At 59.2% G+C, this 16,513-nt stretch carries 17 protein-coding genes and 1 pseudogene; 7 read left to right on the top strand and 11 right to left on the bottom strand.

Translation table 11 applies throughout. The annotated features are described in order from the left end of the window. The first annotated feature begins 39 nt into the window (after nt 1-39). Both HMPREF3155_RS13285 and HMPREF3155_RS04670 read left to right on the top strand, forming a co-directional pair. Nucleotides 40-309, top strand: coding sequence for a GntR family transcriptional regulator (locus HMPREF3155_RS13285; RefSeq protein ID WP_246817679.1), 270 nt, complete (start codon nt 40-42; stop codon nt 307-309). 23 nt (nt 310-332) lie between these two features. Beyond that, a pseudogene (locus HMPREF3155_RS04670) lies at nt 333-713 on the top strand (DUF2083 domain-containing protein); the annotation flags it as partial. Between the two features lie 68 nt (nt 714-781). Here HMPREF3155_RS04670 and HMPREF3155_RS04665 read toward each other — a convergent pair. The 4 genes from HMPREF3155_RS04665 to upp all read right to left on the bottom strand — a co-directional run bounded on the left by HMPREF3155_RS04665 (nt 782) and on the right by upp (nt 4,601). Next, entirely contained in the window at nt 782-2,230 is a 1,449-nt protein-coding gene (locus tag HMPREF3155_RS04665; protein WP_235591311.1) for an NAD(P)H-quinone dehydrogenase, read from the bottom strand. Nucleotides 2,231-2,295: 65 nt separating this feature from the next. Then, a complete protein-coding gene (locus HMPREF3155_RS04660; RefSeq protein ID WP_070432700.1) occupies nt 2,296-3,477 on the bottom strand; it encodes a M20 family metallopeptidase in 1,182 nt (393 codons plus the stop codon). Nucleotides 3,478-3,590: 113 nt separating this feature from the next. After that, nucleotides 3,591-3,914, bottom strand: a complete 324-nt coding sequence (locus HMPREF3155_RS04655) for a helix-turn-helix domain-containing protein (protein ID WP_062035772.1) — start codon at nt 3,912-3,914, stop codon at nt 3,591-3,593. 51 nt (nt 3,915-3,965) lie between these two features. After that, nucleotides 3,966-4,601, bottom strand: coding sequence for a uracil phosphoribosyltransferase (upp, locus tag HMPREF3155_RS04650; protein WP_061920727.1), 636 nt, complete (start codon nt 4,599-4,601; stop codon nt 3,966-3,968). A 52-nt stretch (nt 4,602-4,653) separates the two neighbouring features. On the opposite strand from upp, the gene HMPREF3155_RS04645 reads away from it, so the two are divergent. The 3 genes from HMPREF3155_RS04645 (at nt 4,654) to HMPREF3155_RS04635 (ending at nt 7,177) form a co-directional block, all read left to right on the top strand. Continuing rightward, nucleotides 4,654-4,938: a hypothetical protein gene (locus HMPREF3155_RS04645; protein WP_070432699.1), complete on the top strand. Its 285-nt coding sequence runs from the start codon at nt 4,654-4,656 to the stop codon at nt 4,936-4,938. Further along, nucleotides 4,935-5,870: a C40 family peptidase gene (locus HMPREF3155_RS04640; RefSeq protein WP_070432698.1), complete on the top strand. Its 936-nt coding sequence runs from the start codon at nt 4,935-4,937 to the stop codon at nt 5,868-5,870. The genes HMPREF3155_RS04645 and HMPREF3155_RS04640 overlap by 4 nt, the downstream gene beginning before the upstream one ends. 68 nt (nt 5,871-5,938) lie before the next feature. Next, complete coding sequence (locus HMPREF3155_RS04635; RefSeq protein WP_070432697.1) at nt 5,939-7,177, top strand: hypothetical protein; 1,239 nt, start codon at nt 5,939-5,941, stop codon at nt 7,175-7,177. Nucleotides 7,178-7,276: 99 nt separating this feature from the next. Here the strand turns inward: HMPREF3155_RS04635 and HMPREF3155_RS04630 are convergent, their stop codons facing one another. Then, nucleotides 7,277-8,161: an amidohydrolase family protein gene (locus tag HMPREF3155_RS04630; RefSeq protein ID WP_235591001.1), complete on the bottom strand. Its 885-nt coding sequence runs from the start codon at nt 8,159-8,161 to the stop codon at nt 7,277-7,279. A gap of 40 nt (nt 8,162-8,201) precedes the next feature. Here HMPREF3155_RS04630 and HMPREF3155_RS04625 point away from each other — a divergent pair, with 40 nt between their 5' ends. Next, entirely contained in the window at nt 8,202-9,488 is a 1,287-nt protein-coding gene (locus HMPREF3155_RS04625) for a D-alanyl-D-alanine carboxypeptidase family protein (RefSeq protein ID WP_061920841.1), read from the top strand. Here HMPREF3155_RS04625 and HMPREF3155_RS04620 read toward each other — a convergent pair. The 6 genes from HMPREF3155_RS04620 to HMPREF3155_RS04595 all read right to left on the bottom strand — a co-directional run bounded on the left by HMPREF3155_RS04620 (nt 9,457) and on the right by HMPREF3155_RS04595 (nt 15,090). After that, nucleotides 9,457-10,293 carry an RDD family protein gene (locus HMPREF3155_RS04620; RefSeq protein WP_061920717.1) on the bottom strand — a complete coding sequence of 279 codons (837 nt, stop codon included), beginning with the start codon at nt 10,291-10,293 and terminating at the stop codon, nt 9,457-9,459. The two genes, HMPREF3155_RS04625 and HMPREF3155_RS04620, sit on opposite strands and share 32 nt — an antisense overlap. Nucleotides 10,294-10,345: 52 nt before the next feature. Next, nucleotides 10,346-11,428 carry a YhjD/YihY/BrkB family envelope integrity protein gene (locus HMPREF3155_RS04615; RefSeq protein ID WP_061920839.1) on the bottom strand — a complete coding sequence of 361 codons (1,083 nt, stop codon included), beginning with the start codon at nt 11,426-11,428 and terminating at the stop codon, nt 10,346-10,348. A gap of 95 nt (nt 11,429-11,523) precedes the next feature. Then, nucleotides 11,524-12,543, bottom strand: a complete 1,020-nt coding sequence (gene trpS, locus HMPREF3155_RS04610) for a tryptophan--tRNA ligase (RefSeq protein ID WP_061920716.1) — start codon at nt 12,541-12,543, stop codon at nt 11,524-11,526. 98 nt (nt 12,544-12,641) lie between these two features. Next, nucleotides 12,642-12,833: a hypothetical protein gene (locus HMPREF3155_RS04605; RefSeq protein WP_049147434.1), complete on the bottom strand. Its 192-nt coding sequence runs from the start codon at nt 12,831-12,833 to the stop codon at nt 12,642-12,644. Nucleotides 12,834-12,888: 55 nt separating this feature from the next. After that, nucleotides 12,889-13,815 carry an exodeoxyribonuclease III gene (locus HMPREF3155_RS04600; RefSeq protein ID WP_061920713.1) on the bottom strand — a complete coding sequence of 309 codons (927 nt, stop codon included), beginning with the start codon at nt 13,813-13,815 and terminating at the stop codon, nt 12,889-12,891. A gap of 102 nt (nt 13,816-13,917) precedes the next feature. Further along, the gene (locus HMPREF3155_RS04595; protein WP_082778551.1) at nt 13,918-15,090 is read right to left on the bottom strand and encodes an MFS transporter; all 1,173 of its coding nucleotides are present in this window, start codon (nt 15,088-15,090) and stop codon (nt 13,918-13,920) included. A 388-nt stretch (nt 15,091-15,478) separates the two neighbouring features. Here HMPREF3155_RS04595 and HMPREF3155_RS04590 point away from each other — a divergent pair, with 388 nt between their 5' ends. After that, nucleotides 15,479-16,513 carry an iron-siderophore ABC transporter substrate-binding protein gene (locus HMPREF3155_RS04590; protein WP_070432696.1) on the top strand — a complete coding sequence of 345 codons (1,035 nt, stop codon included), beginning with the start codon at nt 15,479-15,481 and terminating at the stop codon, nt 16,511-16,513.

Below are 16,513 nucleotides of genomic sequence, written 5' to 3'. Positions count from 1 at the left end.
CAGACTCGCGGTACCAACTACCCCAAATCGACACGGCCTATTTATCAGCAGCTGACAGGAGGAATCAGAGACATTATTATCAGCGGCGAGCTGCCAGAAGGCGAACACGCCCCCAGCACCAACGAGCTTTCCGCGTTCCATTCCGTCAACCCGACCACCTCCGCCAAGGCACTTACCGTCCTCTTCGCGGAAGGCCTGCTAGAAAAGCGGGGTCAAGTCCGCGGAAGTGGTGTATCTGTGCTTTCTGAATCGAGGACAGTGTCAGGGGTGGTGCTAGGGTCCGGTCCGGGGTTGATGTCGGTTCATTAGGCTGCCTCTTTGATGGTTTGGTCTTCGCCCGCTCGGGTGGTTCTTGCCCGCTGTGGGTAGTCCACCGCGCCTTTGAAACGCCCAACCGCATCACCCGCCAGGTAGCCGCCATGCCGGATGGCCATTCCTACCTGTGGATAGGTCGCTTTGTGCAAGGAACCGCAAAATCTTGGGGAACCCCTCGCAAGGAATTCGCCGTGGGCTTAGGCTGCGATATCTCTGAGGCCGACCGCATTGTCTACGCCGATGCTCTTAATCTAGACTTATCCGCCGCCACCCCTATCGGCCCTGGTTGTACCGCTTGCCCGCGCGAACATTGTCCCCAGCGTGCCCTTCCACAAGCAGATCGTCCCATCCAGGTTTCACTCAATCGCACCGCCGAGCATTCCTACTCCACCTTTTAACAACGCATGCAAAAGCGCCCACCCTAGGCTGGTTGCTAAAGGCGGGCGCAAAAGAAAGGAAAGATCGCTTACTCCAGGTCATCGTGAGCCACGAGACGGCGTGCCGCCTCAGTGATGGTGCCGGACAGCGACGGGTAGACCGCGAAGGAATCAGCCAGCTGGTTAACGGTCAGCTGATTGGTCACTGCCACAGCAATTGGCAGGATGAGCTCGGAAGCGGTCGGTGCAACGACGACGCCGCCGATAACGCGGCCGGAGGTAGCACGGCAGAACAGCTTCACGAAACCGTGGTTCAGCGAGCGCATCTTCGCGCGCGGGTTGGTGTTCAGCGGCATCGTAATGGTGCGCGCGGAAACCTCGCCGGCCTCGATTTCTGCCTGGGTGAAGCCCACGGCTGCGATCTCCGGGCGCGTGAAGACGGCCGTGGCGACAGTCTTCAAACGCAACGGCGAAACGCCTTCACCAAGTGCGTGGTACATCGCGATGCGGCCTTGCATAGCGGCCACGGAAGCCAGCGGGAACAGGTCGGAGCAGTCACCGGCTGCGTAGATGCCCGCGACGTTGGTGCGAGAAACGCGGTCAACCTTGATGTGGCCCGACTTCTGAGTAGCCACACCAACGTGCTCAAGGCCAAGTTCCTGGGTATTCGGGATGGAGCCGATGGACATGATGACGTGTGAGCCATGAATCTCGCGGCCGTCCTGCGTCTTGACCACAACATTGCCGTCTTCGGTACGAGTAACGGTCTCAACGCGGCAGTTCTTCTCCAACTCCACACCGCGCTCAGCCAGAACGGTCTCGAGGACGTCGGCTGCGTCGGCGTCATCATGCGGCAGAATACGGTCACGGGAAGCCACCATGGTTACCTTGACACCCATCTCTGCAAAAGCAGAAACGAACTCCGCACCGGTCACACCAGAACCGACCACGATGAGGTGCTCCGGATCTTCCTTCAAGTCATAGACCTGCTGCCAGGTCAGGATGCGCTCGCCGTCTGGCTGCGCGCCCGGCAGGATGCGCGGGGTGGCACCGGTAGCCACGAGCACGAGGTCTGCCTCGAGGGTTTCAGTTTCGCCTTCGCGCTTGACGACGTCGACCTTGTGCGCCGCGCCCTGCACACCATGCTGATCCTCGCTGAAGCTCGCGCGGCCGTCAATAACGTTGACGCCGATCTTCTCCAGGCCTGCACGAACGTCTGCCGACTGCTTGCCGGCCAGTGCCTGCACGCGCTCGTTCAGGGCCTGCAGCTTCAGCTGCATTGAGCCGAGCTGCTCATTGAGCCCCATGGCTTCAGCGCGACGGAAGTCGGTGCGTAGGTTTGCACCAGCAATGAAGGACTTGGAAGGAACGCAGTCCAGCAAGACGGAAGAACCGCCGGGGCCCTGCTCTTCAACCAGGGTAATCTGTGCGCCGTACTTGGCTCCGGCAATGGCCGCCTCGTAGCCTGCTGGGCCGCCACCGATGATAACGATGCGCGGGGCATCCTCGATTGCAGCGTCTAGCGTTTCCTTCGTCACTGTCTAATGCTCCTTTATAGAGTGTTTAAGGACCTAATCCTTAAGACAGTGTAATGGTTGCTCCCCTATTCCTGCACCTTGGTAAATTGCTCCACCACGGAGCCAAAAAGCTTCACGCCTACACCGATGCAGCGCTCGTCGACATTGAGATCCCCCATGTGCAGATCGTGCTGCTCGCCCTCGCCAGACCAGCAGCCCAGACGCGCCATGGAGCCCGGCACGTGTTCTAAGTACCAAGAGAAGTCCTCGCCGCCGGAGGATTGCGGGGCCTGAACGACGGCCTGCGGGTCGATGGCCTGTGCGGCAGATGCTAGCAGTGCGGTAGAGACGTCGTCGTTAAGCACGGGCGGAACGCCGCGGTGATACGTGAGCTCGTGTTCCACCCCAACCGGCGCCAATACCTGCTCCACGAGCTCCGAAAATAGCGCTTGCATGCCGCGCCAGATACCGATGTCCGCGGTGCGCATCGTTCCCGTTAGCCTGCCAGACTCCGGCATTGCGTTCGGCGCATAGCCGGAATTGACCTGTCCGAAGACCAAGACCGTTCCCGTCCGCGGATCCACCCGGCGCGACAGCAGGGCCGGCAGCTCCGTGATGGCCTTGCCCAAAGCGTAGACGACGTCTGCAGAAAGGTGCGGGCGGGAGGTATGACCTCCTGGGCCTTTGATCTCAAGCTCGACGACGTCGGTTGCAGAGGTAATCGCCCCGGCACGCACGCCAATTCGGCCCACGCGCAGCTTCGGCTCCACGTGTACCGCGAAGATGGAGTTAACCCCTTCAAGAGCGCCCCACTCGATCACATCCGTGGCGCCGCCGACCCATACTTCCTCCGCTGGCTGGAAGATAACGCGTACACCCAACGGCAAGGAATGCGCGCGCTCGAAATCCGCCAGAGCGCACGCAAGCCCCAAAGCGATGGTGGTGTGCACGTCGTGGCCGCAGGCGTGCATGGCGCCGGGGTTTTCGGAGGTGTATTCCAACCCCGTGACCTCGGTAACCGGAAGTGCATCGATGTCGGCGCGAAAGGCCAAACGGCCCTGCTCGGTATCAGGGCCGATATCAACCATCAGGCCAGTCTGCGGGAAACGCTGCGGATTTAACCCATACTCTTCGAGCCTACGGGCGATGAAGTTGGTGGTCTCAACTTCATTATTGGACGTTTCCGGGTGCCGATGAATATGGCGGCGCCATGCAATTACTTCCGCGCGATGATTGTCGAACCACTCATTCACGAATGTGGAAATCACTCGGCACCTCCCAAAATTTTTCTACTGACCTCAAAGTCTACAACTAGACAAAGCGGTTCAGGTAGTCACGCAGCTCAGCGCCGGAATATACCAAGTGGTGCAGTTTTTCTTCTTTAAAATTCTGCGGCCGCTGCGAAGCGACGCCGGTCGATATACTCGGGCGCAAACGGGGTGACTTCGTCAAGCATGTGCTCCGCATCGGGCAGCAACGCAGAGGGTGGCACCTCTAGCGCGAATGCCAACTTAAACATCGTTGAAAGCTGCGGATCCGCACGCAGCGGCAGCGCCTTATCCGTACGCTCCAAGTTTGAGATTTGGCTGCGCGAGACCCCCGAGATTTCCGCCAAAGCCTGTTGGGACATGCGACGCCGTGCACGAATCCCCCGTAGCCGCGCCGCAAAGTCATGCCCTACTAACGCCCACGTTTTGTTGGCCACGAATCTTTCCTTTCCCCCATAAGTAGTTCGTGGCCGCTAGCCTAGCGCAGATTAGAAATCGATGTTGCGCGGGCCGTAGAGGCGGTCACCGGCGTCGCCCAAACCAGGAACGATGTAGGCGTCTTCATTCAGGTGCGAATCAATCGCGGCAGTAACCAGACGCACAGGCAGGCCAGAATTGGCCAGCGCATCGACGCCTTCCTGCGCGGAAACCATGCAGATTGCGGTGATGTCGGTGGCGCCGCGATCTGCCAGCAGCTTTAGGGAATGCAGCAAGGAACCGCCGGTGGCCAGCATTGGATCCACCACGAAGACGGTGCGGCCGGAAAGATCCTCTGGCAGTGCCTCTAGGTAAGGGACCGGCTCGTGGGTCTCTTCGTTGCGGGCCATGCCGATGAAGCCCACCTGCGCGTCTGGGATCATGGCGAGAGCTGGGTCAATCATGCCCAGTCCAGCGCGGATAATCGGAACGATGATTGGCGGGTCGAGCAGGCGGGTGCCTTCGGCTGTTGCCACGGGGGTCTCGCAATCGAAGTGCTCGACGTCGAGCTCGCGGGCGGCCTCATAAACAAGCATGGTTCCGAGGTCTTTGAGGGCGGCGCGGAATGTGGAGTTATCACTGCGGGCATCGCGCATGATGGTCAGGCGGGAAGCAGCAAGCGGGTGATCTACTACGTGGATGTCCATGGTTTCCCACTTTAGAACTTTTGGGAACCGTTTGGGTTTTGGGGCAGTCCAAATGACCATGACGACTTTCACGATTGATACCGAATTCACCCGACATCTAGCCCGCGAACTTTTTGCCGCCACGCAAGAGACCACTCCTCCACTTCCGCATATACCTGACGGTTCACTTTCTGCATTTGGTGCTCATCTTTGTGACGCCGTTGCCAACCTCAACTCCCGCACAGAATCTCTGCGCGCGGATATGGAAGAGGTAGCCGCGGCGTCGGTAGCCATGGCAGAGGAGGCAGATGCCGCTGATTCTGCGACTGCCACTCATCTGGGAGGTGTTCTTTCATGATTGAGGCAGCGGTAAAGCAGATTTCGCAGATGGCTCCTCCTGCGCTACCGGCGGTAGACCTGCCAAAGGTCCCGGATTTAGAGACTGTCCCTGCACTGGCAGAGATTGCGCACGGTGACCCTTCCAAGCTTCTCGACGCCGCGAATGTCCTTGCAGAAGACCGCACCACCATCGAAAACGCGGTATCCCAGGCGCAACAACTGATTAAAGCTGCAGGCCGCGACCTCATTGGTATTGGAATCTCGCTGTTGACCAAGGCCGCCCCCGTGGCTTTGGGGATGCTCGTTCCGAACCCGGCAATCAATGCGGCAGCTCGGGCGCACATACAAGGTTTGATCGCGTCCCATCTGGCACAGGCTTTTGCGCGCTTAAAACAGCTTTTGAGCGAACTGTTGGCGGCGGCGCAGCCGCTATTGCCCATTGCCCGGCGCGCGGTGGAAAAGACTGTCAATGGCCGCAGCTCTGAGCCTGCCGAGCCGCATATAGCGCCGGGAAATAGTGAGAAACCAAGCGAGGTTAAGCCGGTCGCCGGGCTTTCATCTACAGCTGCAGCACAGGCGGCGGGTTCTTCCAGCGCAGGTGCGGGAAGCGAGCAAGGCAAGGCCGCAGTCGCTGCGGCGATGAGCAAACTCGGTACGCCTTATGTTTGGGGCGGTACGGGTAGCGGTGGCTTCGATTGCTCCGGTCTTACCCAATGGGCGTGGCGCCAGGCGGGCGTGGAGATTCCGCGAACGGCGGAAGCACAGACCGTGGGCAGGCAGGTCAGCGCAAATGAGCTCCAGCCGGGAGACCTCGTGGTGTGGGACGGGCACGTCGCGATGTACAAAGGCGGCGGCGAGATGATTGAAGCTGGCAGCCCAGTGGAGACGAGTCCGTTACGCACCAGCAATATGGGTATGGCCTTCAAGGGCTTTTGGCGGCCCACCGGCTAAAAGCATCTCGCTGGACTCGGGATATGCGAATACGGCGAATCTAAAGTGTTTGGGTAGACTGTTTGCCCATGAGCACACGCGCAATTGTTCCAGTCCAGCTCTCCTTGACCGAGGGCGATTTCTACACCCTATGGGCGCCAAAGTGGCGCCAGAATGGCTCTGAGTGGCAGGCATTTTTGGGGGACGCGGAATCAGTCCTCGTTTTCAACTCCGAAGCAGAGATGCTGTGCTACCTGGAGTCCGGAAAGCACCATGATCTCCTCGACCATCCACAGTGGTCCGAGTTCGATGCGCGTGCCGAAGACCGCGTCAGCCCAGCGAAGAAGGAAGTCTTCGATCTCATCGGAATGCCGGCGAACCTAGCTGGCCGCCCCAGCCACGAAAACGTTAGCGCGGTTGCTCGCTGCCTAGAGGTCGCCGAGTCTCTCGCTAACGTAGCCGGCGCCGAGCACACCGTGATTTTCTTCGCCTCCCACTCCATCCTGCGCAACGTCCCACGCGGTGCAGACCACTATACGGGCGAGCAAGGCATGAGCGAATGGTCTGGTGTAGGCCGCGTAATCCTTGCTAACTGGAAGGAAGTAATCGAGGACCTCGATTCCAACGTCAAGGTAGTAGATTCTTCCGAGTTAGACTCGGCGCAAGTCGCTTCAGCCGAAGAGCGCATCGCAACCGCAACCGCGGCGGCCGAGAAGGAACGAAAGGAAAAGGCAGAGGCACGCAAAGCTGCGGCGGCGGCAGCGGACCCGTATGACAACTCCCCATGGGCTGCGGCGGGCATCGATCCGGTCAAAATCACCGCAGACATGAAGTCGGTTTATACGCTGCGCACCTACCTAGACGGCAAACCCGTGTTCTTGGGCAAGTGGGGCGAAATCTTCACCTTCAACTCCCCGAAGACTCTCGTTCGCTGGATTATGGAAAACGACGAGCATGATCTTGCCCGCGTTTCCACCTGGGAGGAACTCGTCTCCGCGGCCAACGCTGGCGAGCTGGAGCTTAGCGTTCACCCGGATAATCAGTACACCTTCAACGGGCTTACCCGCGATATCGAGAAGGGCCCCGAGGCAGTCGACCAAGACCAGATGGGCCGCTGCTACGAGGTTTGCGCAGATGCCGCAGACTGGGCTGGCGACGACTCTATTAACTCCTACATGCTCGAAAACCCACGTTTCCAGGATTACTTGGGCTACATGCTGGGCTCCACCGAGCACGCAGGCTACGTCCCCTCGAAGCCTTATAACCACCACGCAGAGGCATGGAAGGGCCTAGAGGAAATGCTCATCAAGCGTTTCTCCCGCTTCTAGCCTCAACGTGAAAAGACCCTGCATCGCAAGATGCAGGGTCTTTTACGATGCAGGGTCTTTTGCTTGTGCTGGCATTACTTCGCCGGCTGCTCCGGGGAACTATTCCGCGGCGACGGACTCTTCGGTGTCTGGTCCTGCAAGCTCAGGGTCAGAAAGCTCCTCGTATGCGGGAAGGATGACAGTCTCCAGCAAGTGCTGACGCTCCTCCTCAGTGCTAAACGAGTTCTCCAGCGCCTTCACGCTCAAATCGAAAAACTCCTCCAACCCGTAGCCAAAGTGCTCGGTTAAAGCCAGGAACACCTCATTGAGATTGCCCGAACCGGCGGTTACGGCACAGGTAAAGCCCAGCTGCTGTAGCAGCGGCAGCGGATGGTCGCTGAATTCCTCAAAAGACAGCGGCTCAAAGGTAGCTGCCAGATGGCGATCCCGAATCCAACTCGAGACCGTTCCTGGCTGGATGCCCTCGAGATCGGCGGAGAAATCATCCGGCAGCTGGGTCGCATGCGCCAAACGAGTGGCACCGGCCTGCACAGCAGCAGCAACCGCCCCGAATTCGAGGCCGCGGACATCAACAACGAAAGGCACGAAATTCGCGCGCAGATCCGCAACAACCTGCGGATCACTCTCGCCTTCCAGCACAAAACCGACGACCTGCGAGCCCAAACGGGCGCTAGCGGACTGCGGGGCGTTGGTCAGCAACAAACGCGCATCAATTCCGGCAACGTCGAGGCCGGCTGTCGCTGCTTCGAGAGCGGCTTCCGCACCAAAAGCAAATGCCTGTGGGTCGAAACGAATCTCTGCATACACCACGTTCGCCGCGGCCAATTCCTGAACATATTCGCGCATCGCCGCGGTTAAGGCGGCGTTATCTGCGGGCAAAGATTCCGGCGCGAAAACCGCATCCAATTCGACCTTGGGAAGACGAGCGATAAGCTCCGGCGCGGAATCTTTATTTTCTGGGCTAATTAATGGTGCGTCATGCATAAGACACATCCTAGGCACTGTGCCTAAGATGTTCCATGCCATGAAAAACGTTATCGCTACCTTCCTCGCTTCCGCCTGCCTCGTCGCTAGTGCTCCGCTTGCCTCGGCCCAAGACTTTGCACCCGCAGAGTCCGAACCTGACTCCAACGCTGAGCCAAACGTTGAAGGCGCCGAGACCAACGCAGACGCCGCAGAAATGAGCACGGACGCCGAATCCTCGGCCATCCGGACCGAAGCGCCGAACACCGATAACTGCCCCCACTCGCTTAGCCCCGGAGAGCCTGTCTCCACCTCGGAGCGTCTCGCGCCGGGCCAGCCCACCCCAACTCCCCTGCCGCCTGTCAAATCCACGCAGCGCTGTGGTGTCACCGCCGCCCCAAGATTCGATCTCAATAAGGACGTCGTCGCCTCCGCTTGGATGGTCAGCGACTTAGACACCGGCGAGATCATCGCCATGAAAGACCCGCACGGCCGCTACCGGCCGGCTTCTATCATCAAGGCCCTTCTAGCACTTGTGGTCATCGAGGAAGTCCCCCTCGACAAAAAAGTCAAAGCCACCATGGAAGATGCATCCGTCGAAGGCTCCGCCGTAGGTATCGGCCCCGACGGCGAATACACCGTTGAACAACTCCTCGAGGGCCTGTTGATGGCCTCCGGCAATGACGCCGCCCACGCCCTCGCCGGCCAAGTTGGCGGCGATGAGAAGGCCCTACGCAAAGTCAACGCGCTCGCGAAGAAGCTCGGCACCCGCTCCACCCACGCGGCAAGCTACTCGGGCCTCGATTCAGCCGGCATGTCCACCTCCGCGGAAGACATCTCCATCATCTACCGCGCGGCATTCCAAAATAAGACTTTCGCCCGCATCGTCGATACCGAACACGTCAAATTTCCCGGCTGGGGCGAGCTGCCCGGCTACGAGTTATGGAACGACAACGGCCTTTATTTAAACGATCCCAACGGAATCGGCGGTAAGACCGGCTACACCGAAGACGCCCACCACACTTTCGTTGGCGCACTCGACCGCAATGGCCGCCGCCTGCAGGCCGTCATCTTAGATACCACCGTCGAGCACGGCTTCCGCGCGTGGCAGCAGGCGCAGATGCTTCTCGACGCCGCGTATAAAGTCCCGGCTGGCTCGGGCGTCGGCAAGCTTGGCGACGCCCCGCAGAAAGAAACTCCTCGCCCCGCACCGCAGACCACGCAGCAGGCCCCCGAAACTAAAAAATCAGCCCTCGAGAAAATCGAGGGCTGGGCCGGCTGGGCCATCGCTGCAGCAGTGGCCTTGCTGGTTATCGTTATCGCTGCTTTTTCACTACTTCGGCATTAGCGAGGTTATCGTGCGCACCGAGTAAACCATTTTCCTGATTGATAGTGGTGGCGTAGAAAATCGCGGCGAAGAAGCTGACTGCCCCACCCAAACCTGGAACGAGGGTGACAACGCGCCACCACTGCCGTTTCAAAGACTGGACAACGCTGAGCTTGTCACCCGAAGTCCGGTCACGGACTTCGTAGCCCAACAGCTTCTTTACCGGCGTTGCGCCCCATGAAACTTCGAAGCCTACGCAGTACAAAATCGTGCACAGCCCGAAGATAAGAGACATTGACAGCTCCGAGGCCCCCGCACTTATTGCCGCAATCGGAGCAGAAACCATGCCGCATAGGACGAGGTCCGCAATAGCCATCAGCGCACGGGTGCTGCCCAACGGGCGCTCGGCGTTAACTTGCGCTGGCTGATACGGGCTAAACGGTGCCGGAGCGGCCGCCTTATTCTGCGGCGCGAAAGGATCGAAGGGCGAAGCCTGGGCCTGCGCAGTTGGAGCGAAACCATAAGGCTGCTGTGGGCGCTGCATTTGCGCCGGCCACTCTCCGTAAGCCGCAAGCTCACTCAGCTGCGCCCAGGTGGGCTGGAAACTATCCTCCAGGCCCTGATCGTAGGTGGCGCGGTTTTCCGGGTTAGACAAGATTGTGTGGGCAATCTGTGCTTCTTGCCGGCGGTCGTCGCCAAGCTCGAAGCCCATCTGCTCCAGACGCGCATCCTTGGCAGCAAGCAAGATTCCCAGCTCTCGGGAAGTGCTGCGATGGTCGAGAGAAAAGTGCTCGTACAGGTTCGGCGCGAAGGATTCTGGAGTCATAATAAGTAGTCTAAATCAGAGCCTAAATTATGGTGTCGGGGACGGGGGAATGTTACTTTCGACGTAGCAGTGCCGCGATGCCGGCAACCACAGCACCCATCGCCGCACCTGCGCCGAGGGTCACGCTAGTCGACGGTCCGCTCTTGACCTCGTTGCGCACGCGGATCACGGCAGGCTCCGGCACTGGTGGCTCCGCCAACTCCATGGATTCTTCTGTAGTGGCGGTCCACGCGGAGACATAAAGTACGACGCGCCAAACCAGGTACATCATGACCATAAGCACGATGACCGGACCAAATACCGCACCCGCGGGGTTGCCGGAGGCAGAAGACATGATCACGGTGGAAAGCTGCTTGATGGCCTCGAATGCCACCGCACCGATTGCCGCGCCCTTCAGGCCGGACTTGGTAGGGACCTCTGTGCGTGGAAGGAAGACGATCATCCACCAGAACACGAGGAAGTTCGCCAGCAGGCCGAGGGCAATACCGGCCAGGATGATCACGGCGTCCATGCCCGGGAAGGAGGCGATACCGACCTTTTCAAAGATTTTCTGAGTAAGACCGGACGAGCCCGCGGCGGTAACGCCGAAGGCGACGATGAGCGCCACCAGCAGGCCGATTAGGCCCAGAAGGTCGCTCAACTTTTGGGTAAAGAAGTTGCCCTGGGTTTCGTTCGGATCCTTATCCCACATCGCAGAAATGCCGATACGCAGGTTATTCATCCAGCCCAAGCCGGACCAGAGAGTGGTAAGGCCACCGATGCCGTACATCGCGCCGCGCTGGGCGATGGCGGTTTCTAGGACCTCGTTGATGGTGCCGCCAAGGTCGCCGGATACGGAGTCGGAAATGTAATCCTGGACCTGCTGCATGAGGTCAGGGCGGCTCGCCAAGACCGTTGCGGCAACTGCCACCGTAAGCATGAATAGCGGGAAGACTGCCAGCACCGAGAAATAGGTGATGCCGGCGGCGAACTGGTTGCCGCCGTTTTCGCCGTAGCGGCCCAGCATGCGCATGATGTGGTCGATGAAAGGCGACTTATCCCGCACCTTGTCTACCGGACTTGGGTCATCAGCGTAGGCGCGTTCGATGCCGTAGTCGTCCGTCTTGGAAGAGTCTGTTTGGGTGGTGGTAGCCACGGGCAACATGTCCTTTTCACGTATGAGTTTTCACATATAAGTTCAGACTACCCAGGTTAGCGTGTCATACCACCACCGCGCAGAATTGCTGGCTTTTACTTACGCAGTCGGGGGAGGAATCCGACTGCCTCGTAAACCTTCTCCACGAGCGGTTCTGCAATCTCCGAAGCCGCCTCTGCGCCTTTAGCCAGCAGGCGTTCCAGCTCGCCGCGGTCCGCCATGAGCTCGTCGTAGCGCGACTTCAAAGGAGTAGTAAACGCCTCCAGCGCATCGGCGGTATCCACCTTGAGGTGGCCATAGCCCTTATCGGCGTACTTCTCCACCAGCGCATCAATCTTCTCGCCCGTGAGCGCAGACTGGATGACCAGCAAATTAGACACGCCCGGCTGCTTTTCGCGGTCGAAGGCCACAACGCCCAAGTCATCGGTGACCGCAGACTTGATGCGCTTCGCGGAAGTCTTAGGCGGATCCAGCAGGTTAATAAGGCCCTTTGGGTTATCTCCCGACTTCGACATCTTCGAAGTCGGCTCCTGCAGGTCATAGATCTTCGCAGCGCCTTCCGGAATGAATGGTTCCGGAACGCGGAAAACCTCGCCGTATTTGTTGTTAAAGCGCTCCGCCAGGTTGCGGGTTAGCTCCAGGTGCTGGCGCTGGTCCTCGCCCACCGGCACGTAGTCCGGGGAGTACAGGAGGATATCGGCTGCCATCAGCATTGGGTAAGTAAACAGGCCAACCGTTGTGCGATCCGAGCCGTGCTTTGCAGACTTATCCTTGAACTGGGTCATGCGGGAGGCCTCGCCGAAACCGGTCAGGCACTGCAGCACCCAAGTCAGCTCCGTATGTGCCGGAACGTGGGACTGAACAAAAAGCGTGGACTTTTCCGGGTCAATGCCCAGCGCAATAAGCTGTGCGGCACCCGCGACGGTGCGGTTGCGCAACTCCTCCGGATTCTGCTCGACGGTAATCGCGTGCAGATCAGGGATGAAGTAGAAGGCCTCGTAGCCGTTTTGCAGATCGATCCACTGCTTCAGCGCTCCCAAGTAGTTACCCAGGTGATAGGAATCAGCCGTGGGTTGGATACCGGACAGTACGCGGGATGGATTCTGCTCATTCATGGTTATTCACTCTACCCCGGCAGCTGCAGCGCGCACCCAAGAGATCAAAAATGCCCCTTCCCCAAAGGCAGGAAAGAGGCATCAAAGATGCGCAGGCTTTAAAGCTTGCGGGAGGTTGGCGCATGAACGTCGAGCATAACTGCCCAACCAGCGACCATGAACGCGCCGCCGACGCCCTGGAGGATAATAGGAGCCAGGAAGGCGAAGGACGGACCTACGATGGTCCACCACCAAATACCCAGGCCGAGCAGTACGGCGCCGAGCACGAAGTAAATAATTGCGCGGGTCATTAGGTTCTCCGTATACGAACTTAAGGGTTTAAAGACTGATCCAGTTTAACACCGCTTAGCGATACTGCACCAGCAAAGGGGAATGATCGGACCACCGCTCCTCCACGCTTGGTGCTTTTTCCACCCAGCTTTTTTCTACACGGGAGAGCAAGTCCTTGGTCGCCGCCTGATAATCGATGCGCCAGCCTGCGTCATTATTAAAAGCCTGGCCGCGATAGGTCCACCAGGTATATGGACCATCAGCCTCTGGCGCCAAGCGCCTTGCAACGTCGTACCATTTGACGTCTTCCTCCCCCGGCACGCGGGTGGACCAGTCAGTCTTGGTCGCATACTCCACGACGCCCAGGTAATCGCCCAACCCCTTCTTCGGTTGCGGCGCGTCGTCCGGGAAGGTGCCAAAGACGTGATCCATGAAAGCGCGCTCTTCCGGCAGGTGGCCCGACTTCTTCTCGTTGGCCTTGTTGTTTTTCAGATCCTGCGCGCGATGGCAGATATTCCAGTCACCGCCGATAACTGCCTGCGGGTAAGCCTCTGCCAGCTCAGACAACACGCCTGAGAACTCGTCGAGGAAAAGGTACTTTTCATCGAGCTTTGGCGAATCCGTATCGCCCGAAGGCAGGTACAGCGACGCCACTCGAACGTCCTTGCCCTCTGGGTCCTTAACGGTAGCCGCAATGAAGCGACCGGCATCGAGGAAGGAACCGAAGCCAACGGTGACGTCGCTAAGCGGCGTGCGCGACAAGATTCCCACGCCCGCGCGCCCCTTAGCGGCAGCCTCTGCCTGCTCGAGGTGCCAGCCGGCCTCCAAAGCTGGGGCAAGCGCCTTCTCCGTCTCCTTCGGATTCGCGCGGACTTCCTGCATGAGGACAACGTCCGCCGCAGTCTCAGCAAGCCACGCATTCATGCCTGGGTTGTTTTCATTGCGCTGCCTGCAGGCGGCGCGAATTCCGTTGACGTTAACGCTTGCGATAGTAAAAGTCATGCGCGCCAGTCTACTTACGCGCGAGCAGACAAACCGCAACCGCCACCGCGGCTAGTGCCGTGCCCGCCAGCGCCGGTGGATGCCTGAGAGCTCATAGCCTCTCTAGCTTTGTTCGATGATCTTGCTATAAACACCGCTTCGCTTGGCGGTTACCTGCGTGATGAACCAGACGACGATACCGCCCGATGCGAGCACCGCACCGACAAGCGAGGTGGCGTTGTAGTCAAAGCCCGCACCGACGACGAGTCCGCCCAAAGCCGCGCCCGAGGCGTTCGCGATGTTCAACGCGGACTGGTTGAACGCGGAAGCCAGGGTCTGAGCATCGCCGGCAACAATCATGAGGCGCAGCTGCAGCGATGGGATAAGGACGGAGCCGAAGAAGGCTAGGAAACCGAACGCGGTGGCGGCCACCCACAGACTATGGGCGCCGAAGAAGAAGATAAGGGAGGTCGCAACCAAGCAGAGGAGGGCGAAGACGATAGAGTATTCGGTGTTGCGGTCAGCAAGCGCGCCGCCAACCGCGTTGCCGATGGTCATTCCGATGCCGTAAATCATCAGCACCGCCCAGGTCCAGTGCTCTGGCATTCCCGCAACTTCGGTCATCGTCCAGGTGATGTAGGTGTAGACGGCGAACATGCCGCCGAAGCCGACGATGCCCATGATGACAGAAAGCCATACCTGCAGGTTCTTCAAAGCGCCCAGCTCAGTGGAGATATCCGTCGAAGGCATCTGGGTCATGTGTGGGAAAAGGAAAAACAGCAGAATCATCGTCGCCAGCGCGAGCAGGACGACGAGGAAGTAAGCCGCGTGCCAACCCAAGCTCTGGCCCAGCGCCTGGGCTGCTGGCACGCCGACGACCGTGGCAACGGCCAAACCCATGCCGATTGCGGCCATCGCCTTACCGCGAGCGCCTTTCGGCGCCATCGCCGCAGCCGAGAGGTTGGCCACGGAGAAATAAGCGCCGTGCGGCAAGCCTGCGATAAAACGGGCAATAAGTAACGTCGCCAGGTTCGGCGCCAGTGCCGTCAGTAGGTTGCCAATCAGAAGAAATGCGATCAGCAAAATGATCAGTCGACGGCGCGGGAATTTGCCCGTTACCGCAGAAATCACCGGCGCACCGACCACAACGCCGAGCGCGTAGACCGAAATCAGCGTCGAGGCAGCGTCCTCCGTAATGCCGAAGTCACCTGCGATAAGCGGCAGCAAGCCCATCGACACGAACTCGGTGGTGCCAATCGAAAACGCACCCAGCGCAAGGGCGAGGGTAACCAGCATACGGCGGGCATTGGAAATCTCGGTTTGGCGGGGGACGCGGGGCTTGGGTGCGGCGTCGGCAAGCAAGGCATCGGCACGCGAAGCATCGGCAGGCGAAGCATCGGCACGCGAAGCGTCGGGACGCGAACTATCGGCGGACGCGGCGGTAGAAGAAACAGGTTTCACGTGCGGAGACCTTAGCGCGGGGCAGACAGTGTGCGTAAGTCGGAAAGACTGAACTGGGTTATTCCCACACCGTCGGACTTTTGTGTCAAAGCTCATACCGAAGAAATTGCGCAACATAGTCGTTGCATAATAGGCTTGCCTGAGTTAGAACAGGATTACCTTATCCAGTAATTACTGCTGATCCACCAAGCAAGGAGATCTCCCCCTCGTACGTGCACAAAGCATCATCGCCTCCGTCGCAGCGGCAGCCACGCTATTCAGCGTCACCGCCTGCTCGTCCGAAGAATCGACCAGCAACGAGTCTGTCTCCTCTGCAGACAACGCGAACTCGGCCGCTTTCCCCGTCACCATCGAGCACGCTTTCAGTGAGACCACTATCGAGAAGGCGCCTGAGCGCGTAGCCACCGTTGGCTGGGCCAACCACGAGGTCCCCCTTGCCCTTGGCGTTGCACCAGTGGGCATGTCCAAGTCCACCTGGGGCGATGACAACGGCAACGGCATCATGCCGTGGACCGAAGAAAAGCTAAAGGAGCTCGGTGCTGAAACCCCGACGCTTTTCGATGAAACCGACGGCATCCCCTTCGAGCAGGTCGCCGATACCCAGCCGGACGTCATTCTGGCCTCCTACTCTGGCTTGACGCAAGAGGACTACGACACGCTGTCCAAGATCGCTCCCGTCGTGGCCTACCCCGATGTTCCATGGGCTACGTCCATGGAAGAGATGGTGGAGATGAACGCTGAGGCCATCGGCAAGGAAGACGAAGGCAAAAAGCTTGTCGACGACCTCGATAAACAAACCGAAAAGGCCCTGAGCAAATATCCAGACTTAAAGGACAAGAAGCTCCTGTTCACCGCATTCGGCGGCACCACTGACGCCTCCAAGATTGGTTTCTTTACCACTGAGGATCCGCGCATGGGCTTCCTTGCTGAACACGGTCTCGGAACCCCGGACATCGTAGAGAAGAACTCCAAGGGCGCGAAGCAGTTCTGGGTTGAGGTCTCGGCCGAAAAGCCGGAAGAATTCAACGACGTCGATCTCGTCGTGGCCTACTCCTCCGGCAACGCGGCGGATGACAAGAAGGCTTTGGAGGAAATGCAAAAGGATCCACTTAAGGGCAAGATTCCGGCCGTCAAGGCTGGCCACGTTGTTTTCCTCGACAACGGCCCACTTGGTGCTTCTGCTAACCAATCTCCGCTTTCTATTCCATGGGGTATCGATAAATACTTCGAGCGCTTGAACTCCGGTTTGCAGGGCTAA

The organism is Corynebacterium sp. HMSC06D04, assembly GCF_001807315.1.
GTDB classification, from domain to species: Bacteria; Actinomycetota; Actinomycetes; order Mycobacteriales; family Mycobacteriaceae; genus Corynebacterium; species Corynebacterium simulans.
Note: the sequence above shows the minus strand (reverse complement) of the source record. Positions and strands in the feature narration are given on the sequence as shown.

Coding starts and splice junctions, on each gene's coding strand:
- HMPREF3155_RS04595 (WP_082778551.1), bottom strand. CDS start 15,090: ATGCTGGTTACCCTCGCCCTTGCGCTGGGTGCGTTTTCGATTGGCACC.
- HMPREF3155_RS04645 (WP_070432699.1), top strand. CDS start 4,654: ATGACCATGACGACTTTCACGATTGATACCGAATTCACCCGACATCTA.
- HMPREF3155_RS04600 (WP_061920713.1), bottom strand. CDS start 13,815: ATGACTTTTACTATCGCAAGCGTTAACGTCAACGGAATTCGCGCCGCC.
- trpS (WP_061920716.1), bottom strand. CDS start 12,543: ATGAATGAGCAGAATCCATCCCGCGTACTGTCCGGTATCCAACCCACG.
- HMPREF3155_RS04640 (WP_070432698.1), top strand. CDS start 4,935: ATGATTGAGGCAGCGGTAAAGCAGATTTCGCAGATGGCTCCTCCTGCG.
- HMPREF3155_RS04605 (WP_049147434.1), bottom strand. CDS start 12,833: ATGACCCGCGCAATTATTTACTTCGTGCTCGGCGCCGTACTGCTCGGC.
- upp (WP_061920727.1), bottom strand. CDS start 4,601: ATGGACATCCACGTAGTAGATCACCCGCTTGCTGCTTCCCGCCTGACC.
- HMPREF3155_RS04625 (WP_061920841.1), top strand. CDS start 8,202: ATGAAAAACGTTATCGCTACCTTCCTCGCTTCCGCCTGCCTCGTCGCT.
- HMPREF3155_RS04635 (WP_070432697.1), top strand. CDS start 5,939: ATGAGCACACGCGCAATTGTTCCAGTCCAGCTCTCCTTGACCGAGGGC.
- HMPREF3155_RS04620 (WP_061920717.1), bottom strand. CDS start 10,293: ATGACTCCAGAATCCTTCGCGCCGAACCTGTACGAGCACTTTTCTCTC.
- HMPREF3155_RS04630 (WP_235591001.1), bottom strand. CDS start 8,161: ATGCATGACGCACCATTAATTAGCCCAGAAAATAAAGATTCCGCGCCG.